The organism is Algoriphagus litoralis (assembly GCF_003259255.1).
In the GTDB taxonomy this organism is placed as follows: Bacteria; Bacteroidota; Bacteroidia; order Cytophagales; family Cyclobacteriaceae; genus Algoriphagus; species Algoriphagus litoralis.
Genome location: NZ_QGOL01000015.1, coordinates 46,304 through 65,849, shown reverse-complemented (window position 1 = coordinate 65,849; position 19,546 = coordinate 46,304). Strand labels below are relative to the sequence as shown.

The 19,546-nt window shown below is 40.9% G+C and carries 15 protein-coding genes; 1 reads left to right on the top strand and 14 read right to left on the bottom strand.

Annotated elements, in window-relative coordinates; all coding sequences use genetic code 11:
• The 8 genes from DK188_RS17510 to DK188_RS17470 all read right to left on the bottom strand — a co-directional run bounded on the left by DK188_RS17510 (position 1) and on the right by DK188_RS17470 (position 12,237).
• The gene (locus DK188_RS17510; protein ID WP_111672141.1) at positions 1-696 is read right to left on the bottom strand and encodes an FkbM family methyltransferase; all 696 of its coding nucleotides are present in this window, start codon (positions 694-696) and stop codon (positions 1-3) included.
• Positions 697-880: 184 nt separating this feature from the next.
• Positions 881-2,782 (bottom strand): asparagine synthase (glutamine-hydrolyzing), encoded by a 1,902-nt coding sequence (asnB, locus tag DK188_RS17500; RefSeq protein WP_111672139.1) that lies wholly within the window; start codon positions 2,780-2,782, stop codon positions 881-883.
• Between the two features lie 2 nt (positions 2,783-2,784).
• Positions 2,785-3,879: a glycosyltransferase family 4 protein gene (locus DK188_RS17495; protein ID WP_111672138.1), complete on the bottom strand. Its 1,095-nt coding sequence runs from the start codon at positions 3,877-3,879 to the stop codon at positions 2,785-2,787.
• Positions 3,880-3,888: 9 nt separating this feature from the next.
• Positions 3,889-5,682 (bottom strand): ABC transporter ATP-binding protein, encoded by a 1,794-nt coding sequence (locus tag DK188_RS17490; protein WP_111672137.1) that lies wholly within the window; start codon positions 5,680-5,682, stop codon positions 3,889-3,891.
• Positions 5,683-5,691: 9 nt separating this feature from the next.
• Complete coding sequence (locus DK188_RS17485) at positions 5,692-8,076, bottom strand: GumC family protein (protein WP_111672136.1); 2,385 nt, start codon at positions 8,074-8,076, stop codon at positions 5,692-5,694.
• A 9-nt stretch (positions 8,077-8,085) separates the two neighbouring features.
• A complete protein-coding gene (locus DK188_RS17480; protein ID WP_232825761.1) occupies positions 8,086-8,916 on the bottom strand; it encodes a polysaccharide biosynthesis/export family protein in 831 nt (276 codons plus the stop codon).
• Between the two features lie 40 nt (positions 8,917-8,956).
• A complete protein-coding gene (locus DK188_RS17475) occupies positions 8,957-10,261 on the bottom strand; it encodes a nucleotide sugar dehydrogenase (protein WP_111672135.1) in 1,305 nt (434 codons plus the stop codon).
• A 218-nt stretch (positions 10,262-10,479) separates the two neighbouring features.
• On the bottom strand, positions 10,480-12,237 hold the full coding sequence (locus DK188_RS17470) for a capsule assembly Wzi family protein (RefSeq protein ID WP_157963271.1): 1,758 nt from the start codon (positions 12,235-12,237) through the stop codon (positions 10,480-10,482).
• Between DK188_RS17470 and DK188_RS17465 the strand changes: the two genes are divergently transcribed.
• Positions 12,221-13,546, top strand: coding sequence for a glycosyl hydrolase family 28-related protein (locus DK188_RS17465; protein WP_111672133.1), 1,326 nt, complete (start codon positions 12,221-12,223; stop codon positions 13,544-13,546). The genes DK188_RS17470 and DK188_RS17465 overlap by 17 nt on opposite strands.
• On the opposite strand, the gene DK188_RS17460 is transcribed toward DK188_RS17465, so the two are convergent.
• From DK188_RS17460 to DK188_RS17435, 6 genes are all read right to left on the bottom strand, one after another.
• The gene (locus tag DK188_RS17460) at positions 13,543-14,160 is read right to left on the bottom strand and encodes a WecB/TagA/CpsF family glycosyltransferase (protein ID WP_198673042.1); all 618 of its coding nucleotides are present in this window, start codon (positions 14,158-14,160) and stop codon (positions 13,543-13,545) included. The genes DK188_RS17465 and DK188_RS17460 overlap by 4 nt on opposite strands.
• A 73-nt stretch (positions 14,161-14,233) precedes the next feature.
• Positions 14,234-15,298 (bottom strand): glycosyltransferase family 4 protein, encoded by a 1,065-nt coding sequence (locus DK188_RS17455; RefSeq protein ID WP_111672131.1) that lies wholly within the window; start codon positions 15,296-15,298, stop codon positions 14,234-14,236.
• Positions 15,295-16,482, bottom strand: coding sequence for an O-antigen ligase family protein (locus tag DK188_RS17450; protein ID WP_111672130.1), 1,188 nt, complete (start codon positions 16,480-16,482; stop codon positions 15,295-15,297). Before DK188_RS17450 ends, DK188_RS17455 begins: the two co-directional genes overlap by 4 nt.
• 52 nt (positions 16,483-16,534) lie before the next feature.
• Positions 16,535-17,395, bottom strand: coding sequence for a GNVR domain-containing protein (locus tag DK188_RS17445; RefSeq protein ID WP_157963270.1), 861 nt, complete (start codon positions 17,393-17,395; stop codon positions 16,535-16,537).
• Between the two features lie 193 nt (positions 17,396-17,588).
• Complete coding sequence (locus tag DK188_RS17440; RefSeq protein WP_111672128.1) at positions 17,589-18,545, bottom strand: glycosyltransferase family 2 protein; 957 nt, start codon at positions 18,543-18,545, stop codon at positions 17,589-17,591.
• Entirely contained in the window at positions 18,546-19,421 is an 876-nt protein-coding gene (locus tag DK188_RS17435) for a glycosyltransferase (RefSeq protein ID WP_111672127.1), read from the bottom strand.
• Positions 19,422-19,546: the final 125 nt, after the last annotated feature.

The following is a 19,546-nucleotide window of genomic DNA, read 5'->3' as shown; positions in this document are numbered from 1 at the left end:
TTATTTTTTGGGATTGAATTCCTTTTTGCAAAAAATCAAATTTCCTGAACCTGAGGTACTCTGGACGAGTTTGGCAAGAATTCGGTAATCTTTATCTTCCAAGAGTCGGGTGACAGGAGAATCCATGTCCTGATCCAGACTTAAGTCTGTCTCCACCATGACGATTGAAGGGCGAAAAGTCTCCCAGTTATTGGATTGCAGAACCTCCAGGTCCAAACCCTCCACATCCACGTCAATGAAGTCGATTTTGTCTTTCAGTTTAAATTCATCGACTAGCTCCTCTAGGGTACAAAGCGGGATTTTTATCTCTTTTTCCACGTAGGAAGTCAGATTGTTTTTCTCCAAAAAGGAATAATCGAAGGTATTCATGGATGCCATTTTCTGTGGCAGCATGTAATAATCCAAGGTACCCGCTTCCCCTGAAATCCCTCTGTTGATAAAAACATCCTTTGGTCGGATTTTCTTAAACATCGCTGTCAGCGTGGGGTTGGGATCCACTACGTATCCGTCCCATCCTTTGAGGTAGAAGAAATAGGTATTAGAGAACGTCACCGGTTCGAAGCAACCAATGTCCAAGTATTTTCCCTGGAGCTTATTGAAAAGTTTAAACAACTGAATATCCTCTCCCGATTTCGAAAAAGACACCCTATAGCGGGAATTTATGATGTTTCTCAGCAGGTCTTTTACCTTACTCATAGATTGGTGGGATCTTGTTTAGGCTCAATTTTCGTTTTTATTTCCATATAAATCATGCTGTCAAAAATCGACTTAAAATCATATTTGAATTCAAGTTTTTCGGTTGATTGTAAAAGTGGTTGAGGTATCGAAAAGAAGTCAGCGGATGAAAGGGCGAGAGTTGTGAAATTGCGGGTGGCCTGATTCAATTCGTTTCTGACAAAAATGATTTTGAGGTCTTTTCATATTTTCCTTTCAGGTGAAACACTCTCAACCAAATCTCCATAACCAATACGGCAAAAAGTATTCTTGCGTAAATGATGGAAGGGGAACTGCGGTGCTTTTCAAGGATTTGCAAAATGCCCTGCTGATTGAAATTAAAGTGATTTTCTGATAGCCCCTCTTTCAGGTAGCCTTCCAAAATATTTCCCCATCTCCCCTGCAAGTATTCCCAATAGGGAATGGTGAAGCCACGTTTGGGCGGAAACCAATCGCTACCTGAGAAATCCGAAAGCAGTGACTTGCTTAGTTCCTTATCTATCGCGTTAGGCATGAGGGAGCGCGTGGGTATTTTCATCAGGTAGTCTACCAATTCGTGATCCAAAAATGGAGCCCGTACTTCCACAGAAGAATGCATGGAGGCAGAATCTACTTTGAAAAGAAAGTCACCCGGGAGTCTTCCTTTAAAGTCCATCCCAAAGGAAAGACGTTCGGGATTGGATACGTAGAGTGGCTTGAGATCTTTCAGCAGGTTTTTGGGTTGAGCGTGGATTTTCCCGGTTTTGAAGACTTGGGTGAGGTATCCTCCACTCAAGCTGCTTTTGGAATATAGACCTGCCCATCCGGCTAATTTTAGCCGTTGAACATCATTTAGTTTAGCATTGAATCCTGCAGCCAGCTTCTGATTTTTGATATTTAGGAAAAAGTCCACGAGTTGCTCACCGAAGGGAACACCTTTAGCATCGAGCGCCAGGTACAGATTTGGCTTATTATAAGATCCGAATATTTCATCTCCTCCGTCTCCCGAGAGCATGACCCGATACCGGTCTTTGACTTGCTCTGTGACCAAAAAGCTGGGGATAAGTGAAGCATCGGCTAGAGGCTGGATATCCTTGAGTAAGATCTCCAAAACTTCTATTGAGGAGGTACTTACTGGTACAATCTCATGTTTGATGGAGAGTTTTTTGGCCAGCTGACTAGCACCTTCCGTTTCATCAGTAATCTGCTCATTGGTTCCGATAGTGATGGCAGAGATGTCGGGCTTGATGTCATGTGCTACCGCAGTAATCAATGCAGAGTCAACTCCGGCACTCAAGAAGGTAGCCAGCGGAACATCGGCATTCAGCTCTCGCTCCACGGTTTTATACAGCAGTTCTTTGGTTTTTTTCTTTAAGTCGGGGAAAGAAACAGGTTCCTCAGTCCGAGTTGGAAAGGCGTAATAGGAAACCCATTTTTTCTCACCAGAACTGGTAACACGGAGGTAATGTGCTGGAGGGAATACGGAAACCTCTTGGTAAATCGTGTGATGGAGGTGGATAAATCCGTTTTCCAAAAGATCAATTACTGCATTTTGATTGATCTGAAGCGGCGCATCGTATAGTGTTGTCAGACCGTTGAGCTCTGAAGCCCAGTAGAAGCGATTTTCCTTTTCAATAAAAAAGATGGGCTTCTCACCAAATCTATCTCTGGCCATGAAAAATGAGTTTTGGCTTTCATCCCAAATGCAAAAGGCAAACATGCCGATGAGATGGGAGCAGATAGCTTCACCAAACTCCGCATATCCAACCAATAAAACTTCAGTATCAGAATCAGTATTGAAGGCATATCCCTTTGATTCCAGGATTTTTTTCAGGCTTTTGTAATTGTAGATTTCCCCATTGAAAATTATCCTTAGTCCCAGATCCTCTCTTACAAAGGGCTGATCGGCAGCGTGGGAAAGATCAATGATGGATAATCTGTTGTGTCCCAGAGCCACCTTTTGATTGCTCCATACGCCAGTAGCATCAGGACCTCTATGGTGCTGGAGGGTCAATGCTTCCTGTAGGAGTGCAAGGTCCTGATCAAGCAAGCCGGAGTCAATCGATAAAATTCCTGCTATTCCGCACATGGCTAGTTGGTCAATGCGTTATAAAATCTGGTTTGCCAGTCCGAATAGCTATGCCATCCGGACAATTGCGTTTTTATTTTAGAGAAATCCAAGTTCTCAGTGTCCATTCTGGACAGCAAAGTCTCATACGTCTCAAGCCAAGATTCTACGATATTGGGGTCATCTACGATTGCGGCTCGGGATTGGTCAGCCAAAACCTCCGGGATCCCACCGGCATTGGATGCAATTGCCCAGTTGCCACATTTCATAGCTTCCACCAGAGAAAGCCCAAATCCCTCCTGCCAAAGAGAAGTAAAGAAATAGACATCCCCGATTTGCAGATTTTTTGCGAGGTCTTCATGCTTCAGCACACCCAACTGCTTCCAATTGGGATGCGTGATCGAATCATCCTGCTGGTGCCCAATAGATAAAATTTTGGTATCTGGGTGTTTTTTGAGGATTTCACCCGCAATTTTTTTGAATAAATGGAGCCCCTTTACCCTTCTAGAATTGGCCATCCAGATTAAAATTCTGTCCGCTGAATTGTATCCCATGGCTAGCTTTTGATTCGCTTTTTCGAGTGGATCTAGTGGAAAAAACAGACCATCTTCGACCCCATTGCCAACGATAAATGCCTGAGGGGTAAATTGGAAATTGGCTTGAAAAGACTTCCTATATCCTGACTTGGTCAGAAAGAGGACCTTGTCCACTTTTTCGAGAACATTGTTGGGATTGATGAGCCAATGTCCGTGAAAAGAAAAAACGATCTCTGAACCCTGAGGAAAAGAATCCTTGATCTGGCAGATAGCCTGAAGCAAGGAACTGTCATCCATGACTACGATTTGCAGCGGCGTATTGCCTTGGCCAAGTCTTTTGCAAGCCTCCACATAATCTGAAGCCGCATATGTGATTTGAGAATGTGGTTTTTGGAATTTATTCCAGATGTTCAGGCTCTTTTTCTTGCAAAAAATATAGCGCTCGTCAGCTTTCGTGGTCGGAGAAAGGATGAAATCAAAGTAATTCAAGTTGGTCTGAAACTGATGAATTCGAAACAACCAACTCCCCATCACGTGTGGAGGTAAGCCTAATCCACTAATTAGGATTTTTACTTTTTGCATGCTTGGATTTTAGAACTCCTGGAGTTCAACCATTCTCTTGAAGAGAAGATTTTGGTCTATCAGTTGATCAAAAGAACCTTCACCATCAACTATCCCTTTGTTCAATACCAGAATTTTATCGGCCTTTTTGACTGTACTAAGTCTGTGGGCAACAATGATGATGGTATACTTTCCTTTGAGGTTTTCGATGTTTTCTTGGATGGATCTTTCGGTTTCGCTGTCTAGCGCGGAGGTAGCTTCATCCAGAATCAAGATATCCACCTCTTTATACAATTCTCGTGCAATAGAGATGCGTTGTTTTTGACCTCCACTGACGAGCATACCATTGTCGCCAAGTCGAGTCAGATCTTTTTCCGGGAGATTTTCTACGAAAGACTCAATGTTTGCCAATCGGATGGCCTCTCTGAATCGCCTTTCATTTTCTGGATTTCTTTCATCCCAGAAGGTGACATTGTTAAAAATATTATCATTGAAGATCACCGGTTCCTGAGTGATGTAGCCAAATCTCATGCGATAGGTAGATTTGTCAAAATAGGCTCTCTCATTCCCATTGACCAGAATATGGCCCGAAGTAGGCTCCAGCAATCCTATAATCAAATTGACCATCGTCGTCTTGCCACTTCCTGATCCCCCTACCAAAGCAAGAGTGCTGAGGTTTTCGATTCGGATATTCACCTGATTCAAGACTGGGGTCTGAGGATTATAGGCAAAGTTTAGATTGGCAATTTCGATCTGGTGGATTTTAGAAATTTTGTTTACGCTTTCGGTGGGCTCCTTCATGAGCCTAAACTCATCCATCAGCTCCATGGCAGCGACAATTCCCCCATAATGTGCCACGAATCCCTGCCAACTGGTCTGGAGACTAATCACATAATTCAAGGCGCGATAGAAAAACAGTAAACTGGCCATGATCGTGGCGATTTGCCCACCCAGATAATTGACTTGAATCAAGATTACTGCTACAACTATAATCAGGACAATCGGCTCACGAGTGGCTCCCAAAAAAGCGCTGTAGACGCCAATCTTCTTTTGTTGATCTTCGATGGAATCAATAATCGCCTTTAGCTTATTTTTATACTTAGCAAAATAATCGGTGGCCTTTAGGTACTTGAAATTGTGGACTGCCTGAATCAGATAAGACTGGAACTCATGGTTGTAGGCAGTCACTCCCACAGAGGCTTTTTCAGTGAATTTGAAGATTATTTTGAAAATAAAATTTGACAGAAAGCCTCCGATGCTGACTAATATGGCAAACTGGAAATTGGACAGCATTGCCAAGCCCACATAGACCAATAATAGAACCAAAAACTGGATGGTACTAAAAAAGGTAAGGAAGCTGTAGGTGACTTTAAAAACCTCTCCGGAGAGTGTATTTTGAACTTTGCCGGCGTCCAGATTCAAAAAGTTTTTGTAGCTCATTCCGCCAAGCCCATCGACCATTTCATACCTGAGTTTTCTGACAAACTCCATTTGAAGTTTGGTCTTGAAAATCCCATCGTAGAATTTAAGGATAGATTTGAAGAAGAAAAGCGCAACCATCACTCCAAGAATTACATTGAGGTTGAGCCCAAATCCCAGCATTTCGATCCAGTCCAACAAAAATTCCAGATTGCCCAGAGCATCTCTGTTTTCTTGGGTGATTCCATCGGCTGCTATCTGGAAAACCGGAATAAACAATGCCAATCCAAATCCATCAAGCAGCCCAACCAAAAGGCTGGAAGCTAGAAGTAAAAAGACTTTGTACCCCAGGTATTCGTAGAAGAATGCGAAGTACCTGAAGTATTTTTGAAGGAACTTTTTCAATTAGGGTAATTAAATGCGGAATTTCTTTTTCTTTTTCACATCCTCGTCATAGTAGCCATACCCATATCCGTAGGTATACCCATATCCGCCATAGGATACTTTGCTGGCATCTAGGCCATTGAAAATGGCGTAAATGTTTTTGACGCCTTTTTGTTCCTTCAACCCATTGACTGCGTCGATGAAGCCCTTTTCAGAATAACCCTGTCTGAATACGAAAAGTGTAAAGTCCACCATTGTCAGGAGATCGAGTGTCTCCGACACCAAACCTACCGGAGGAGTATCGAGGATTACGACGTCATACGTTTCCCTAAGTTTGTTGATGAGGTCTTCAAAGTTAGGAGAGAACAACAATTCAGAAGGGTTTGGAGGAATAGGCCCAGAAAGGATCAAGTCTAGATTTTCAAATTTGGTTGGCTTTACCACCTTGAGGAAATCATCTTCTTGTCCACTGAGGTATGTTGAAAGACCCACATCATTCTTCAGTCCAAAATCTTCGAAAATCTTTGGCTTACGCATATCACAACCTACAAGAACAGTTTTCTTACCAGTCAAGGAATATACTGAGGCAAGGTTCATGGCGCAAAATGTCTTTCCTTCACCCGAAATCGTCGAGGTGATCATGAAAGTGAGTTGCTTTTCCTTGGGGACCAAGAACTTGATGTTGGATCTGAGTGATCTAAATCCTTCTGCTATTCCCGATTTTCCTGAACCAAAGACGACTAGGTTCTCTTTGCCTTTGTTCTGAAGAATGGTGGAAAGAACAGGGATTTTCAGCTTACGCTCCAAATATTTCGGTTCTTCGATTTTGGTTTGGAAGAATTCTCTGGCAAAGACAAAAAGAATTGGAAACAAAAGACCGGCAAATATTGCAGCGAGGTAATTTCGCCCTGGCTTGGGGCTTACTTGTAGCATACCTGCCCTTGCGTATTCAATGATTTTATTGGCAGGGGTATTGGATGCTTTGGAGATCGCGGACTCAGCTCTTCGCTCAGATAAGAAGTTGTAAATATTCTCGTTGAGTGTGGCTTGTCTCTGAATTCTGATCAGGTTTTGCTCAGCCTGAGGGAGCGATCGGAAAGAGGATTCAATGTTTCGCTTTCTGTTTTCAAGATCTTCGATGGACATTTTATTGTTGAGGTCCACGTTATTCAAGATCTCAGAAATCGATTTGTTGAGATCAGAAAGTTTTTTGTTGGCTTCTTTGACCTGAGGGGAAAGTTCGGTCTGGGTAGCCATCAGTCTGGATCGTTCTACCTGCACTGCAAGTAGGTTTTCAATGAGCCCATTCAAATAGGGATCTTCTATTCCCAAACCGGAAGGAACAACAATTTCATTGTAATTCTCTCGAACCAAATAATCCTTTAGGGACTGATAATATCTGCGTTTCAGGTTTTCATTTGCCAACTGAGACTCAATTTCTGTCAGTTGATTGAAAATAGCGGAGCTTTCTGTGCTCAGGTTGAAAGTCTGGTTGGAGGATCTGAAATCCTGGAGTTGGGTCTCAAAGAATGTCAGGGAATCTGCTACGCCAGCTACTTGGGAATCGATAAAATTAATTGTCCTGTTGGCAATTTCATTCTTCTCAAAGAGCTCCAACTCGAGATAAGTTTCCATTAAGGCATTGAGGTAGGCTTCACCCTTCGCTCTATTTTGGACCACTAAGCTTAAGGATAGAATGGAGGAATTCTTTTCAGCCAGCTCAATGATCAGCCCCAATGAATAGGTATTGATCAGGAAGTTTTTATCTCGCAGCAGAAACATGGAGGAACCAGATTCCTGTCCTGAGGTATTGTTGATTTTCAATTTGAATTGAGGGGTTTCTACCCATTCCCCAAATTTGAATGTCTTGGATTCCAGATTGCTTACAACTTCGTAGCTGCCATCGGGAAAAAGCTGACTGTAACTTTCCTGAGGGAAAACAATTTGAAACTCATCAATTTTAGTCCAATTGATTTCGATCAATCCATTCAACAATTGAGGTGCTTTCCAGTCCGCTTCCACTACAATGGGCGTCTGTCTGTAGAGTTCCTTATTGATGAAAGTCCCCTTTTCATAGTATTCCACTTGGAAATCTAATTTTGAAAGGGTGGCTTCTGCAATTGGCCTGGATCTGAGAATGATCATTTCATTCGTCAATCCCATCCCCTGCTCCTGACCCATTGTTGGGTTTTCGAAAAAGGAGATAGACTTTTCATTTTCTTTGATAAAGAACTTAGAGGAGACTCTATAGCTAGGAGGAGTAGTCTGCGTAATGTAAAAGGCCATTGAACAGGCCAAAATCAAACTTAATATGATCCAAGGCCAAATTTTCAGAATTTTTGGCAAAATGGCCTTTAAATCAAAACTACTATCCTCTTCGTGAAAAAGGTCTTTATCTTCCTGATCGATGCTCATAAAGCGGAATTAATTGTTGTTTTGAATAAGAGTAAGGATGAGCGCAATGGCTGTAATTGAAGTAGTCAAAAGCGTAAGTGTTTCCACTAGGGTATTTCCTGCTCCGATTTCTCTGACCTTCATGGGTTCAGCATAAATCATGTCATTTGGTTTGAGAAAGAAATACTCAGAACCCAATAAATCGCGGTCCAGAAGGTTGATTTTATGGATTTGGGATCCATCGGGATATTGTCTGACCAACAGAATCTCGTCACGCTTGGCCACTTTACTCAGATCTCCCGCAAAGGCTATGGCTTCATATATGGTAACCCGATTCTGAAGGATGGTATATTTTCCGGATTTATTGAATTCCCCCAAAGCACTGAACCGAATTCCTCCCAACCGAACTCGGACGAAAAATTCATTTTGATTGATGTATTTCAGGACTTCCTTTTCCACCAATTGCTTGGTCTCCTCTGTGGTAATCCCGGAGATTTTGATTTTACCCAGTAAAGGTATTTCTACCATTCCCTCGTCATCAATGGTGTAGCCGTTCATAAAAAACGCATCCCCGGCTCCCTGTCCACCAGCCATCGCTGCCTGATTTTGAGAGTCGTTGGATACTGCACCAAAAACAAGATTCAATTTCTCATCTGTGGTTTTTATGTTGATCTCTACGATATCATTGACTTGCAGTAGGTATTCTTCACTGACATACGGATATTTTTTACTGGATTCTACCAGAGGACCCATGGAGTCTTCCAATTCTTGCATGTAGATCAACTTCTTGTTGGATACACAGGAGGATATCAAAAAAACGAAGCCTAGACAGACCAGAACACTTTTCAAATCAAATTTCATTTTGGTGGTTTTTTAATTTTTCGGCAAGTTAAAATTTAAATTATAACCTTGCATCTACCCTATTTTTTTCTAAAAATCCTTTTACATCAAATACTACCTGTGAGGCTGACTTTTGAATTTCCATACCTGAAAATTGCTTATGGGCTACTGCCAGGATCACAGCGGAATAGTTGGTCAAAGATGGGGCTTTTTCTCCAGTAATGATATCTATCCCATATTCGTGTTTGACTTCCGCCGCATTTGCCCATGGATCGTACACATCTACGTCCATATCAAAGGATTTCAATTCCTTGTAAATGTCGATTACCCGGGTATTCCTGACATCGGGGCAATCCTCTTTGAAGGTAAAGCCAAGGATCAGAACTTTGGAATCAATGACCTTGAGATCTTTTCGCATCATTAGTTTGATGACCTCAGTGGCCACATGCTTGCCCATGCTGTCATTTAAACGCCGTCCTGCAAGAATAATCTCAGGGTGATAGCCTACTTCCTGTGCCTTTTGGGCAAGGTAAAATGGATCCACACCGATGCAATGTCCGCCCACCAGTCCGGGCTTGAATTTGAGGAAATTCCATTTCGTCCCAGCAGCTTCCAATACCTCATGCGTGTCTATCCCTAGTAGATTGAAAATCTTCGAAAGCTCATTGACAAAGGCAATATTGATATCCCGTTGAGAATTTTCGATGACTTTAGCAGCTTCTGCTACTTTAATGCTGGAGGCTTTATGCGTACCGGCTATGATCACCTGTCTGTAGAGTTGATCCACGTATTCTGCAACTTCGGGAGTGCTACCTGAGGTTACTTTGAGGATTTTGGATACGGTATGCTCTTTATCGCCTGGATTGATGCGTTCTGGAGAGTAGCCAGCGAAGAAATCTTTGTTGAACTTCAGACCAGAGACTTTTTCAAGTACGGGGACGCATTCATCTTCAGTCACTCCAGGATAGACAGTCGACTCATAGATGACGACATCGCCTTTTTTCAGGTACTTCCCGATATTCTCAGAAGCCTTGAGCATGGGCGTGAGGACTGGCCTGTTGTATTTATCTGTAGGGGTAGGTACGGTAACGATATATACTTGGCAGTCTAGCAATGCCTCCGAATCAAAAGTCGGGTAAAGGCCAGTTGCGCCGGGTTGGAGAGGTTCAGTTGTGATGACAGAGCCCAGTAACTCATCATCTACTTCCAGAGTAAAATCTTTGCCAAGGTAAAGGTCAGCAATTCTCTTCTGGTCTATATCGAATCCCACAACCGGAAACTTCTTGGCAAATTCTACCGCCAAGGGTAGTCCAACATAGCCTAATCCGATGATGGCAATTTTACAATCCTGAATTGGTGTCAACATGACTATTTATTTTGAATGGGTAATAAAAATGAGAATATCCTAAACAGCTTCGCCCCTTCAGTCACAGGGGGACTTAGCTCCTCTTAATCGTTTGAAATTGATTTTTTATCCTAGGAAGACTTAAAAAATCAAAGACCTAACTCTATAATGAGTACCAAAATTACTCACTAAGGATTGAGATCACAACATTCCTAAATATTTTGGACAGAGAATTCGAGCTATTTTCCAAAATGGTAAATCAAATGAACCTGACCGAAAAATGCCAAGAGATTCTTACCCGAATTAAAATCTTTAGTTAAGGTAGGAGAAGTTTGCCATTGATAATTTAAAGCATAAATAAATTGACTTCGAGTACTCACTACCAAATCACCAACCTGGTGATCCCATAAAATCCCCATACTCAAATCAACCCAAGGATCAACGCCTGAATTGAAGTTTCCAAAGGCTCTATAATAAGCATCTTGATGATTTTCAAGCCTTTCCAACACCAGTCCTTTCTTGTTAAGCCCATCTACCAGTGAGATTTCAATAGTTTGAACATTGGAGCCTACCCCAGGACCAGTGCCCAAAGCTTCTCCGAAATTGGTAAATCCCCTAGCCTGTCCATGGGTATTCCAAGTATATCCCCCACCCAATCCTGCATATCGGATTATTCGGTTGATTGATTCCTGCTGGTGAAGCATTTCTGCTCTGACCTGAACATTCCTTCCAGGAGTAGCTGTAGCCCATAATTTTTGAAACCCAAACAGATATGCTCGGGCATGCTCGGGGTTTAAAAAAGCTTCCCTCCAATCAAAAGCATGATCTCTTCTGCCGTATTCAAAATAAACCTCAGATTTACCTTTGGGTATAGCCCATCTACCAAAAAAAGTAAACTGTTGATCTCTTCCTTCGGCATCTCTGTCAAAACCGTATACTTTTTTTTGAAAGGGCTCAAATACAGGTAAATAATCAGAAAAAGTATTGCCCATTTGCTCTGAGTACTGCTGGTGGGTTCGGGTAAATCCGAAGGATAGACCAGAAAGCCATTTTGGCTGATAGGTGATGGTTAATGCATTTAAGTATTTATAATCACCAGAGAATTTAAAAAAATAATCCTCGTTTAACTGCGTAATCTGCGAAGGTGGAATACCTGAATCTTCTAACCGTCCCATGATCAATTCTCCTTCAAAAATTCCCAAGAAAGTGTTTGCCGGACGGCGGCTCCTTAAAGTTAAGTGAGGGAAACTCCTGGAGTTGTTAGAAAATGTCAATGCACTAAACTGTCCAGGACCCCACCAGATATTTTCGGTAGAGATACCGGTCTCCAAAAATCCAACTTGAAGTGTAGCTTTGGATTGTCCCCACCAAAACAATGTTGTGGGACCAGATCCAAACCGTTCTGGGTAATCGCCAAAACTCCAGTACCTGTATTTTGCATTTATGACTGAGGGAATTGAAGATTCAAAGCCTTGGTAGGGTTTATTCTGCGACCACACAAATTCCGGTGCAAATTGAATGTTGAGTATCGAGAGTTTAGTCGCAAAACCAAGCTGGGTATACGTTTGAAATCCAACATTTGGAACCATTGGGCCATTTCCCCATCCATAGGGTCTTTTGGAGTTAAAAGCTAGCGTTTGCCTAAACGGTATAGCGCGAAAATAATTTCTGGAGGTCGTACCGGTTAAATCGGATTTCCCATTACCAAATAGCTTTTTAAAAATAGGAATATCTCCTCGCTGGGAAACCCCCAAAGGCCTCAAAGAAAATGATCCTTGGAATGTAGAATCTCCCAATAACTGATTTCTCCTCACAGCTTCTTCTATTACTGGAAAACCGGCCGACAACGTTTGCCCACTTGCCGTTCCAATGGTAAATAAGCCTACTCCCACAATGACTTGACAATAAAGTCGCCAGTTTTTCCGGATAAACCTCAATTGATTAATTATCTTAAGCGAACGAATCAACCTTTCCGGAGAAATGAAATTCCTTTTCAAAATACTTTTGCTTTTGACATTCAATCTATCTCTAATATGCACCTTGCAGGGTCAGGAAGTCAATATTTTGCATTCAGGAGCGGATCCTTCAGGCTCTTCTGATAATTCTACGATAATAAACAAACTGATCGACAGCCTTTATGCTGTTGGAGGTGGAGTACTTGTCGTTCCCGAAGGAAAATATCTCCTTCATGATGCGATTATTCTAAAATCAAATATCCACCTCAAAGGTGAAAATATGGACAAAAGCATCTTTTTCAGGCAAGAGAATGAAGGTAATTGGGCAAACACCAAAAACCAAGCTTTAATTACTACGGTTCCCTCTACTATCAATAAGAATATCACACTAGAAAACATTGGCGTAGATGGGAGATTTGCGAAAAACGCGACAGGTGCTAAAGGAGGCATTTGTTTAAGAAACTGCACCAACAGCAGTATAAGGAATGTCTCTACAACTAACACATGGCATGGTGTTGCATTTTATGATTTCAAAGGAGAAAATTCTCAAAACACCATTTCCGGAGTAGTAAGTCAAAACGCTCATGCGTTCACGTCCAAAAATAACTCAGGAAGACCAAGAGGCATATTGACTATGGACAATGGATCTAAAGTCATCGGTTCCAAAAGTATCGGAGCAGGTACTGGATTTTTTGCTGACGGAAACAACATAACTTTTATTGGGAATCATGCCGAAAATTGGTTTGAGGATAACGGATACTACCTTATTGTCAATGACCTCACAGTTTTAAACTGTTCTGCAAAAGGCGGGCCTTCACCTGAGAAAGGGTTTGGTTCTGGGTTTGCTATTGCTTACAAAAAGGGAGCACTTATTGAAAATTCGATTGCAGAAAATTGCAGCAATTATGGTTTTCGAATTCATGTCCCTCAATCAGAAACTCAACTCATAAACAATAAAGCCTTAGGTTGTGGAATTGGATTTGGGATTGAAACTGCAAGCCATCCATTTCCAGAAGTATCCAATCAACTGTTTTTTTCAAAAAACATTGCCGTTGAGAGTGGATTGCACGGGTTTTTATTCCGTCAAATGTCTAACTCGGAGGTTGTGAATAACAAAGCTGTCAATGGCAATCAGCGGGGTGTAACCCTCTCAACAAGAGGCGCATTCGCTTTGAAGGAATTTGTATCCAACACTACTTTCAAGGAAAATGAATGCACTGACACCCAAGCTACTAAAACACAACTTTATGGGTTTTATGATTTCTCTGTAAACCAAATAGAACAGGTTGAAAAAAGAGGAAAAAACAATCTGATTCAGCACAAATCCAAAACTGGAATTGATGAATTTTAATACTTTTTGTTGATCATTTTCCAAGCAAAATCAACCAATTTGATCTGTCTTGCGGCTCGTTTAGGTTCTGCTAATAATCGATAGAGCCATTCTAGTTTATAGCGGATAAAGATCTCAGGTGCTCTTTTTGTTTTACCAGAATAGATGTCAAAGCTCCCTCCCAGTCCTAAATAAACTGCTGGAAATCGCTGGGACATGGCTATCATCAGACGTTCTTGTGTGGGGCTTCCCATCGCTACAAAAACATAATCCGGTCTCGTAGCCTCAATATTTTGAATCAAAATCTCTTGGTCCCCATCTTTCAGGTAACCATTCCGGAATCCTACTACTTGTACACCGGGAAATTCTCTTTTTAATTTGGAAACAGCGCCCTGAATCACCTCTTCCTTAGCCCCTATGAAATAGAATTTTTTATCGATATGATGTTGTCTGACGATTTCCAGCCATAATTCGACTCCAGGGATTTTTGTTACATCGTTTATTCCTTTTTGTTTGAGAGCCCATACAGCTCCCACCCCATCAGGATATCCAATATTTTGATTGATTACTTCTTTAAGCTCTTGGTCAGCATTATAGATTTTTTCAGCATTGACAGCTACTAGCAATTTGTTCATGCCTGTAGCATAGTTGATCAGCGTCAGTTTATCTGGAAATCCATAAATCTTGATCCCATTGACTATTGCAACCTTAGGATTGAAGGAGTTCTTTGATTCTATTTTTAAATTCTTTATTGACGGTTTTTCTACTATATCTTGCTGCTGTGCTAATTGCATTTTCTTTTAATTTTTTTAAATCTTCAAGATTCAACCCAAAGAATTTATCGACTTTATTTTTCAAATCCTCCACATTTCCCGGAGCAAATGAAAATCCATTTATTCCATCACGTAAATAGGTCCCTATTCCTCCATTAGCAGAACCGATGACAGGAAGCCCACAAGCCATGGCTTCAAGACCAACCAAACCTAAGCTTTCTTCCAATTCAGAAGGAAAAACCATGACATCCCAAGTTGAGAAAATTATTGGCAATTCTTCCTGCTTTTTTACTCCTGCAAAGGTACACCTTTCAGAGATCCCTACCCTATCGGCAAGTGCTCTCAGACTTTGTTCCTCTTGCCCCGCTCCCACCAATTCCAAATGATACACTTGACTATTCTTAAGCTTGGCGAATGCTTGAATCAAGGCCTCAATTCCTTTTCCTTTATCCAAACGTCCTAAGTATCCAATTCGATACAGAAATTCTTCTTTTTTGACTTTTGGTTGAAATAATTCCAAGTCTATCCCACCTGAAGGATAAACGTAAATTTTTTCTTCCTTGACGCCAAGGCTAATTACTTTTTCTTTGAAAAAAGAAGATGGTATAACCATCAGATCAGATTCTATGAAAAACTTACTATTCAACTTCCGCATCAAACGGTAAAAAAGACCATCAAAGGTCAAATCGGACCCATGTGCATTGAGAATAAGTTTTCCTTTTCTTCTAAACCAAAAATTCAATGGAACCAAACTATGCTGAACATAGTGGACATAAATGATGTCATAGGAAGAAAAATTGGCCTTGAAGAAAACATCTATTGAAAAGCGAAGATAACTCCAGACCAAGCTCAACTTTGATTTTTTCCCTTTGATCAGCGTGCGAGAGGAAATCCTGAATTGGTCATCCTGAATGGACTCCGCAAAATTTTTCACAAACACACCAAAAGAAGGAAACGCTTCAGTTGGGTACATGTTAGAAATCAGGTAAATCCGAATCATTGAACCTTGTAGGCTTTGAGTCCATTAAAAAATCCCAAGCTTATTCCAAGCATCGCTGAGTTAAATATGTGACCCGCCATTAATGAGATCAACAACAGAGTAAAATTGATGGGAATCATGGGTGTCGTTTTCAAATGTGAGGGTTCAACGAAACCCCGGAGAAAAACAAATAAGTAAAAACTCATTATCAATCCCATTCCCATCCAACCGTTCATAAATAAGAGATCAAAAAAATCAATTTCTATGGTGTGTGCTTCGCCATGGTATTGCCGCATTAGCTCCAAAAATTCAAGGTTACCTACTCCGATTAGATACTCCCAAAAACCATAGGCTACCCCATAAAAAGATAGCGCTGAGGATACCATTTCGTTTCTTCCCGAAAGAATAAAAGTGAGCAAATCCATCCTTTGATAAAAAAAGGCGATACGATCTATTAGCCCTGTAGCCTGGATTCCCCAATAGACGCCAACAGTTATCAAAAACCCAAAAACTGGGAGGAAAATCAATCCTAAAAATCTGCCAAATGAAAGCCTTTTGTTGAAAAACTTAGGAAGTTCTAAAAAGAAAGTTACAATCAGAATTCCTAGGATCGCGGTTTTTGAGGTATTCAAAACTCCTAAAATCACTAAAAATAAAAAAAAGACTAAACGCAATAAGCCGTTCCAGCTTTTACTTAAATGCCAACAGACACCGGCAAAAAGGACAAAGATCCCTGCCACTTCATTACCAGCGAAGAAAAAACCCCGTCCTCCAATACCCTGACCTTCTGGCCCATCATATTGACTGTAGCCTATTCCTAGTACTCCCAAGAAGATATTTATCGCTATCAACGAAAAATTAATCCAAGCAAATGCTGAAATAATCGTGTCCTTTTTACTGTCCAAAATCCCCACACTTGAAAAGAACAGAAAAGAAATTGGGAAAAATAATAGTTTCAAATTGTATCCAAAATTCCCTACTACCGTGGATGTATCCCCAGTAAGCATCGATTTGACCAAAAGAGGAAGCAGAAAAAAAAGAATCATTCCCATCGCAATCAAAAAGTAATTCAGATTCTTCCAAAGTAGGAATAGGAGCATTCCTGCCAGCATTCCCATTTTGAAAAGTTGAGAAATACTGATTCCTACTCCCATCCTCATCAGCACTCCATTGACACAATCCACGCTCAGATAGCTGAAGGTCATGAAAAACAAAACCCACTTTAGTATTTCAAAAAGTGGGTCAAGTCTAGCCGATTTATTCACCTTTTAGTAAATACATTTTGAGATATAGAATCAAAACCCAAGTAGCCCCAAGTAAAATTCCCATAAAAATGGATACTGCCATAATCAAAGGAATATTTGGCTTTGAGGTTTGATAAGAAACAACAGGCGGATTAATGATTGTTAGTTGGGGAATATCTTCTTGATATTTAATCCTTGCCTGATCCAGTTGCACTGCCAGATTGGTATATAGATTACTTGCCAGTGTAAACTCGGCCTGCAATCGCTCCTCCTGAGCTCTAGCCGTAGAGAAATTCAAATTTTGGTTGCGGTCTCTGAAAGAAGACAACTTATTCTGAGTTTCTACAAATTTATTTTGTGCCTTCTGAAATTGACTTTCTATAAACTCAACATTGTGTTTAGCCTTTTCGGTTTTGAATTCAATTACATATTCAGAAAGTATATTATATACATATACTGCAACTTGCGCAGAGATTTCAGGTGAAAGAGTTTCTGTTTGTAAAGTAATTACACCTGTTTTGGGATCATTTTCCAAAGAAATAATCTTCCTGTACTCATTGAACAAAGGAACCAATTCTCGTCTGGAGAAAATGAGAGAATCCGGAATTTCAGTTTCTAAATCGATTGGTGCCGCTTGGTTTTGTGAAAATAGACTAGGCAGGCCAATCGTGTATTTTTTCACAAGTGAAGTCATCGAAGGTCTTCTATTTTCTTCCACGTATTCACCCAATCTAATTTTCTTGCCACCTAATTCTACTTCTTGCCTACTTAGTTTCCAAAGGAATGGATAGCTGTAGACGATTTCTTGATACAATTGTGGTGAGAGACTAGATTGATCACCGGAATTTATTGATCCAAGATTTAAGCCTGACAATCCACCCAGCTGACTCATGAGATTACCTGATCCTGAATTGGTCTGAGCAATAAATTTCAAGGTAGACGTGAAGTGATTTCGGGTGAAAAGAATCACAACAATGCCCAGTACAACAAACATGATCAGGAAGCGAAAAATTTTCCTTTTTTCCTTTCCGAAATACTGAATCAAATCCCCTATGTCAATCGGTTCATTAGCCATGGAATCTATCGTTTTTCAGTAAATATGATTTGAAAATATTCCTAAGTGAACTATTCCTGAAGAGAAATTTCACCAAAGTGGGTTTTAAATCAGTCTCTGGAAAAAGATAATTCAAATATTCTGATTTGAATGTACCTGAGATCAATGCTTTCGAAAGGGCTGAGTACTGATATTTGTTGCCAAACTTTTTCCATAACCGAGCCAAGTTGGGATCAATTGTTTCGGTTAGCACCTTTTCTATGGCCTGATAAATGTGTCCTGGAAAACTCACCTGGTAAATCTGCCCCTGAAAAAAGCTATTGGAAGTCATGTTGGTTCCGTCAATCCTATACTTGGCACTGGCATTATTAATAAAGTGAATTCCCTGCTGGCTATGAAGTAATTTCACCCACAGCGCCACATCCTCGCCATGGGCAGGCAGAGCTGCTGGAAAGCCTCCTACTGTCAAAAACGCTTCTTTCGAAACTGCAATTGCAGAGGTCCAGAATGGAGGTAAGTTTTTTATACTTAGAGCGAGAACCTCGGGTAATTTTAAAAATTCCTCATCCTTAGGGAATACATTCGAGATTGGGGTGGGAAGACTGGATGCTTTTGTCCAAATTTCCCAAGAGGTGGAAAAAAAGAAACGGTCAGGATGGGAGGTTATGGCTCTTTTGAAGTTTGACAAATGATTTCTTTTCCATACATCATCAGCATCTAAAAATACGATCCACGGAAAAATCGCATGGTCAGCCCCAAGATTTCTGGCGGCACCTGGGCCGATCTTCCCAGCTCTGATTACATGAATTCGTTCATCAGAGTAAGATTGAATGACCTCCATTGAATTGTCAGTCGAGGCATTTTCCACTAAGATCAATTGAAAATCCTGAACCTCTTGATCAAAAACTGAATCAATGGTCTCCTTCAACTCATTTTCCTTGTTATGAACTGGACAGATAATACTAAACATCTATTCCCTCCTAGCGCTTTTTTTGCTAAAATGTAAATCCGCCATTTCTTTTACCCCCACCCACTCCAAATACCAGCGGGCTTGAAAGAGGATGATTTTTTCTTTTAAACTCAAATTATTAAATCCAAAAATCGTAATGGGTGGACGGAGAATCCAGAGTGTGAAACTCAATTTCCTGATCGGAGAATAACTCCTGAAAAAACTGAAATACATCCCACCTGAAGTCCGCTTTTTCTTATTGATCAGTGCCTGAAAATTTTTTCTGGAGGGATGTCTCACTATTGCCTTGTCTCCATAGGCAATGGTATACCCAGCATCGGTAGCCCGCCTTGTCCATTCGTAATCCCCACCAGACATCAAGCTTTCATCAAAAGGTCCTACATCCTGAAACACCGTTTTTTTAACAAATAGGTTCGCTGTGATACTTTGCTTGTTTTGAAGGACATTTCTGTCCTGCCGAAACGAAAATCGACTTTCGAACAAAAAAGCCTGATGATCACCGCCTTCGGGCTTAAAGAACTCCATTTTTCCCCCAACAAGATCAAATCTTCCTTCCAAGAGACGAATTCCTTGGCTCAGCCAATCGGTATTGGGTATACAATCAGAATCAGTGAAGGCAAGATACTGACCTTGAGAATGGTCAAGACCCATATTTCTGGCCGCATAGGATCCAGGCCTTGGCTGGGTCAATAGTGTCACATTCGGTTCAAGAATTAAATCTTCAGGTTTAGGATTGTTTGGATCATTATTGACTACAATAATTTCAACTTTCTCCATGGGAAAAGACTGCTTGGCCAAAGCCTCTAAGCAAGATCTAAGTAAGTCCCATTCTCGAAATGTGGGAATTATGATGGAAACGAGAATTTTATTTATCATGAATCTGTACTATCACTTCTGGTTTTATTCGATTCTTTTCCTCGAAGCAAAATCAATCTGAACGTCTAAAAACTCAGAGACATGAATAGTCCCAAGAATTGTAATTTTAGAATTACCGATTAACA

Excerpts from the sequence above, each read along its gene's own strand:
- DK188_RS17510 (WP_111672141.1), bottom strand. The coding sequence starts at position 696 with ATGAGTAAGGTAAAAGACCTGCTGAGAAACATCATAAATTCCCGCTAT.
- asnB (WP_111672139.1), bottom strand. The coding sequence starts at position 2,782 with ATGTGCGGAATAGCAGGAATTTTATCGATTGACTCCGGCTTGCTTGAT.
- DK188_RS17495 (WP_111672138.1), bottom strand. The coding sequence starts at position 3,879 with ATGCAAAAAGTAAAAATCCTAATTAGTGGATTAGGCTTACCTCCACAC.
- DK188_RS17485 (WP_111672136.1), bottom strand. The coding sequence starts at position 8,076 with ATGAGCATCGATCAGGAAGATAAAGACCTTTTTCACGAAGAGGATAGT.
- DK188_RS17480 (WP_232825761.1), bottom strand. The coding sequence starts at position 8,916 with ATGAAATTTGATTTGAAAAGTGTTCTGGTCTGTCTAGGCTTCGTTTTT.
- DK188_RS17475 (WP_111672135.1), bottom strand. The coding sequence starts at position 10,261 with ATGTTGACACCAATTCAGGATTGTAAAATTGCCATCATCGGATTAGGC.
- DK188_RS17465 (WP_111672133.1), top strand. The coding sequence starts at position 12,221 with ATGAAATTCCTTTTCAAAATACTTTTGCTTTTGACATTCAATCTATCT.
- DK188_RS17460 (WP_198673042.1), bottom strand. The coding sequence starts at position 14,160 with ATGAACAAATTGCTAGTAGCTGTCAATGCTGAAAAAATCTATAATGCT.
- DK188_RS17455 (WP_111672131.1), bottom strand. The coding sequence starts at position 15,298 with ATGATTCGGATTTACCTGATTTCTAACATGTACCCAACTGAAGCGTTT.
- DK188_RS17450 (WP_111672130.1), bottom strand. The coding sequence starts at position 16,482 with ATGACCTTCAGCTATCTGAGCGTGGATTGTGTCAATGGAGTGCTGATG.
- DK188_RS17440 (WP_111672128.1), bottom strand. The coding sequence starts at position 18,545 with ATGTTTAGTATTATCTGTCCAGTTCATAACAAGGAAAATGAGTTGAAG.
- DK188_RS17435 (WP_111672127.1), bottom strand. The coding sequence starts at position 19,421 with ATGATAAATAAAATTCTCGTTTCCATCATAATTCCCACATTTCGAGAA.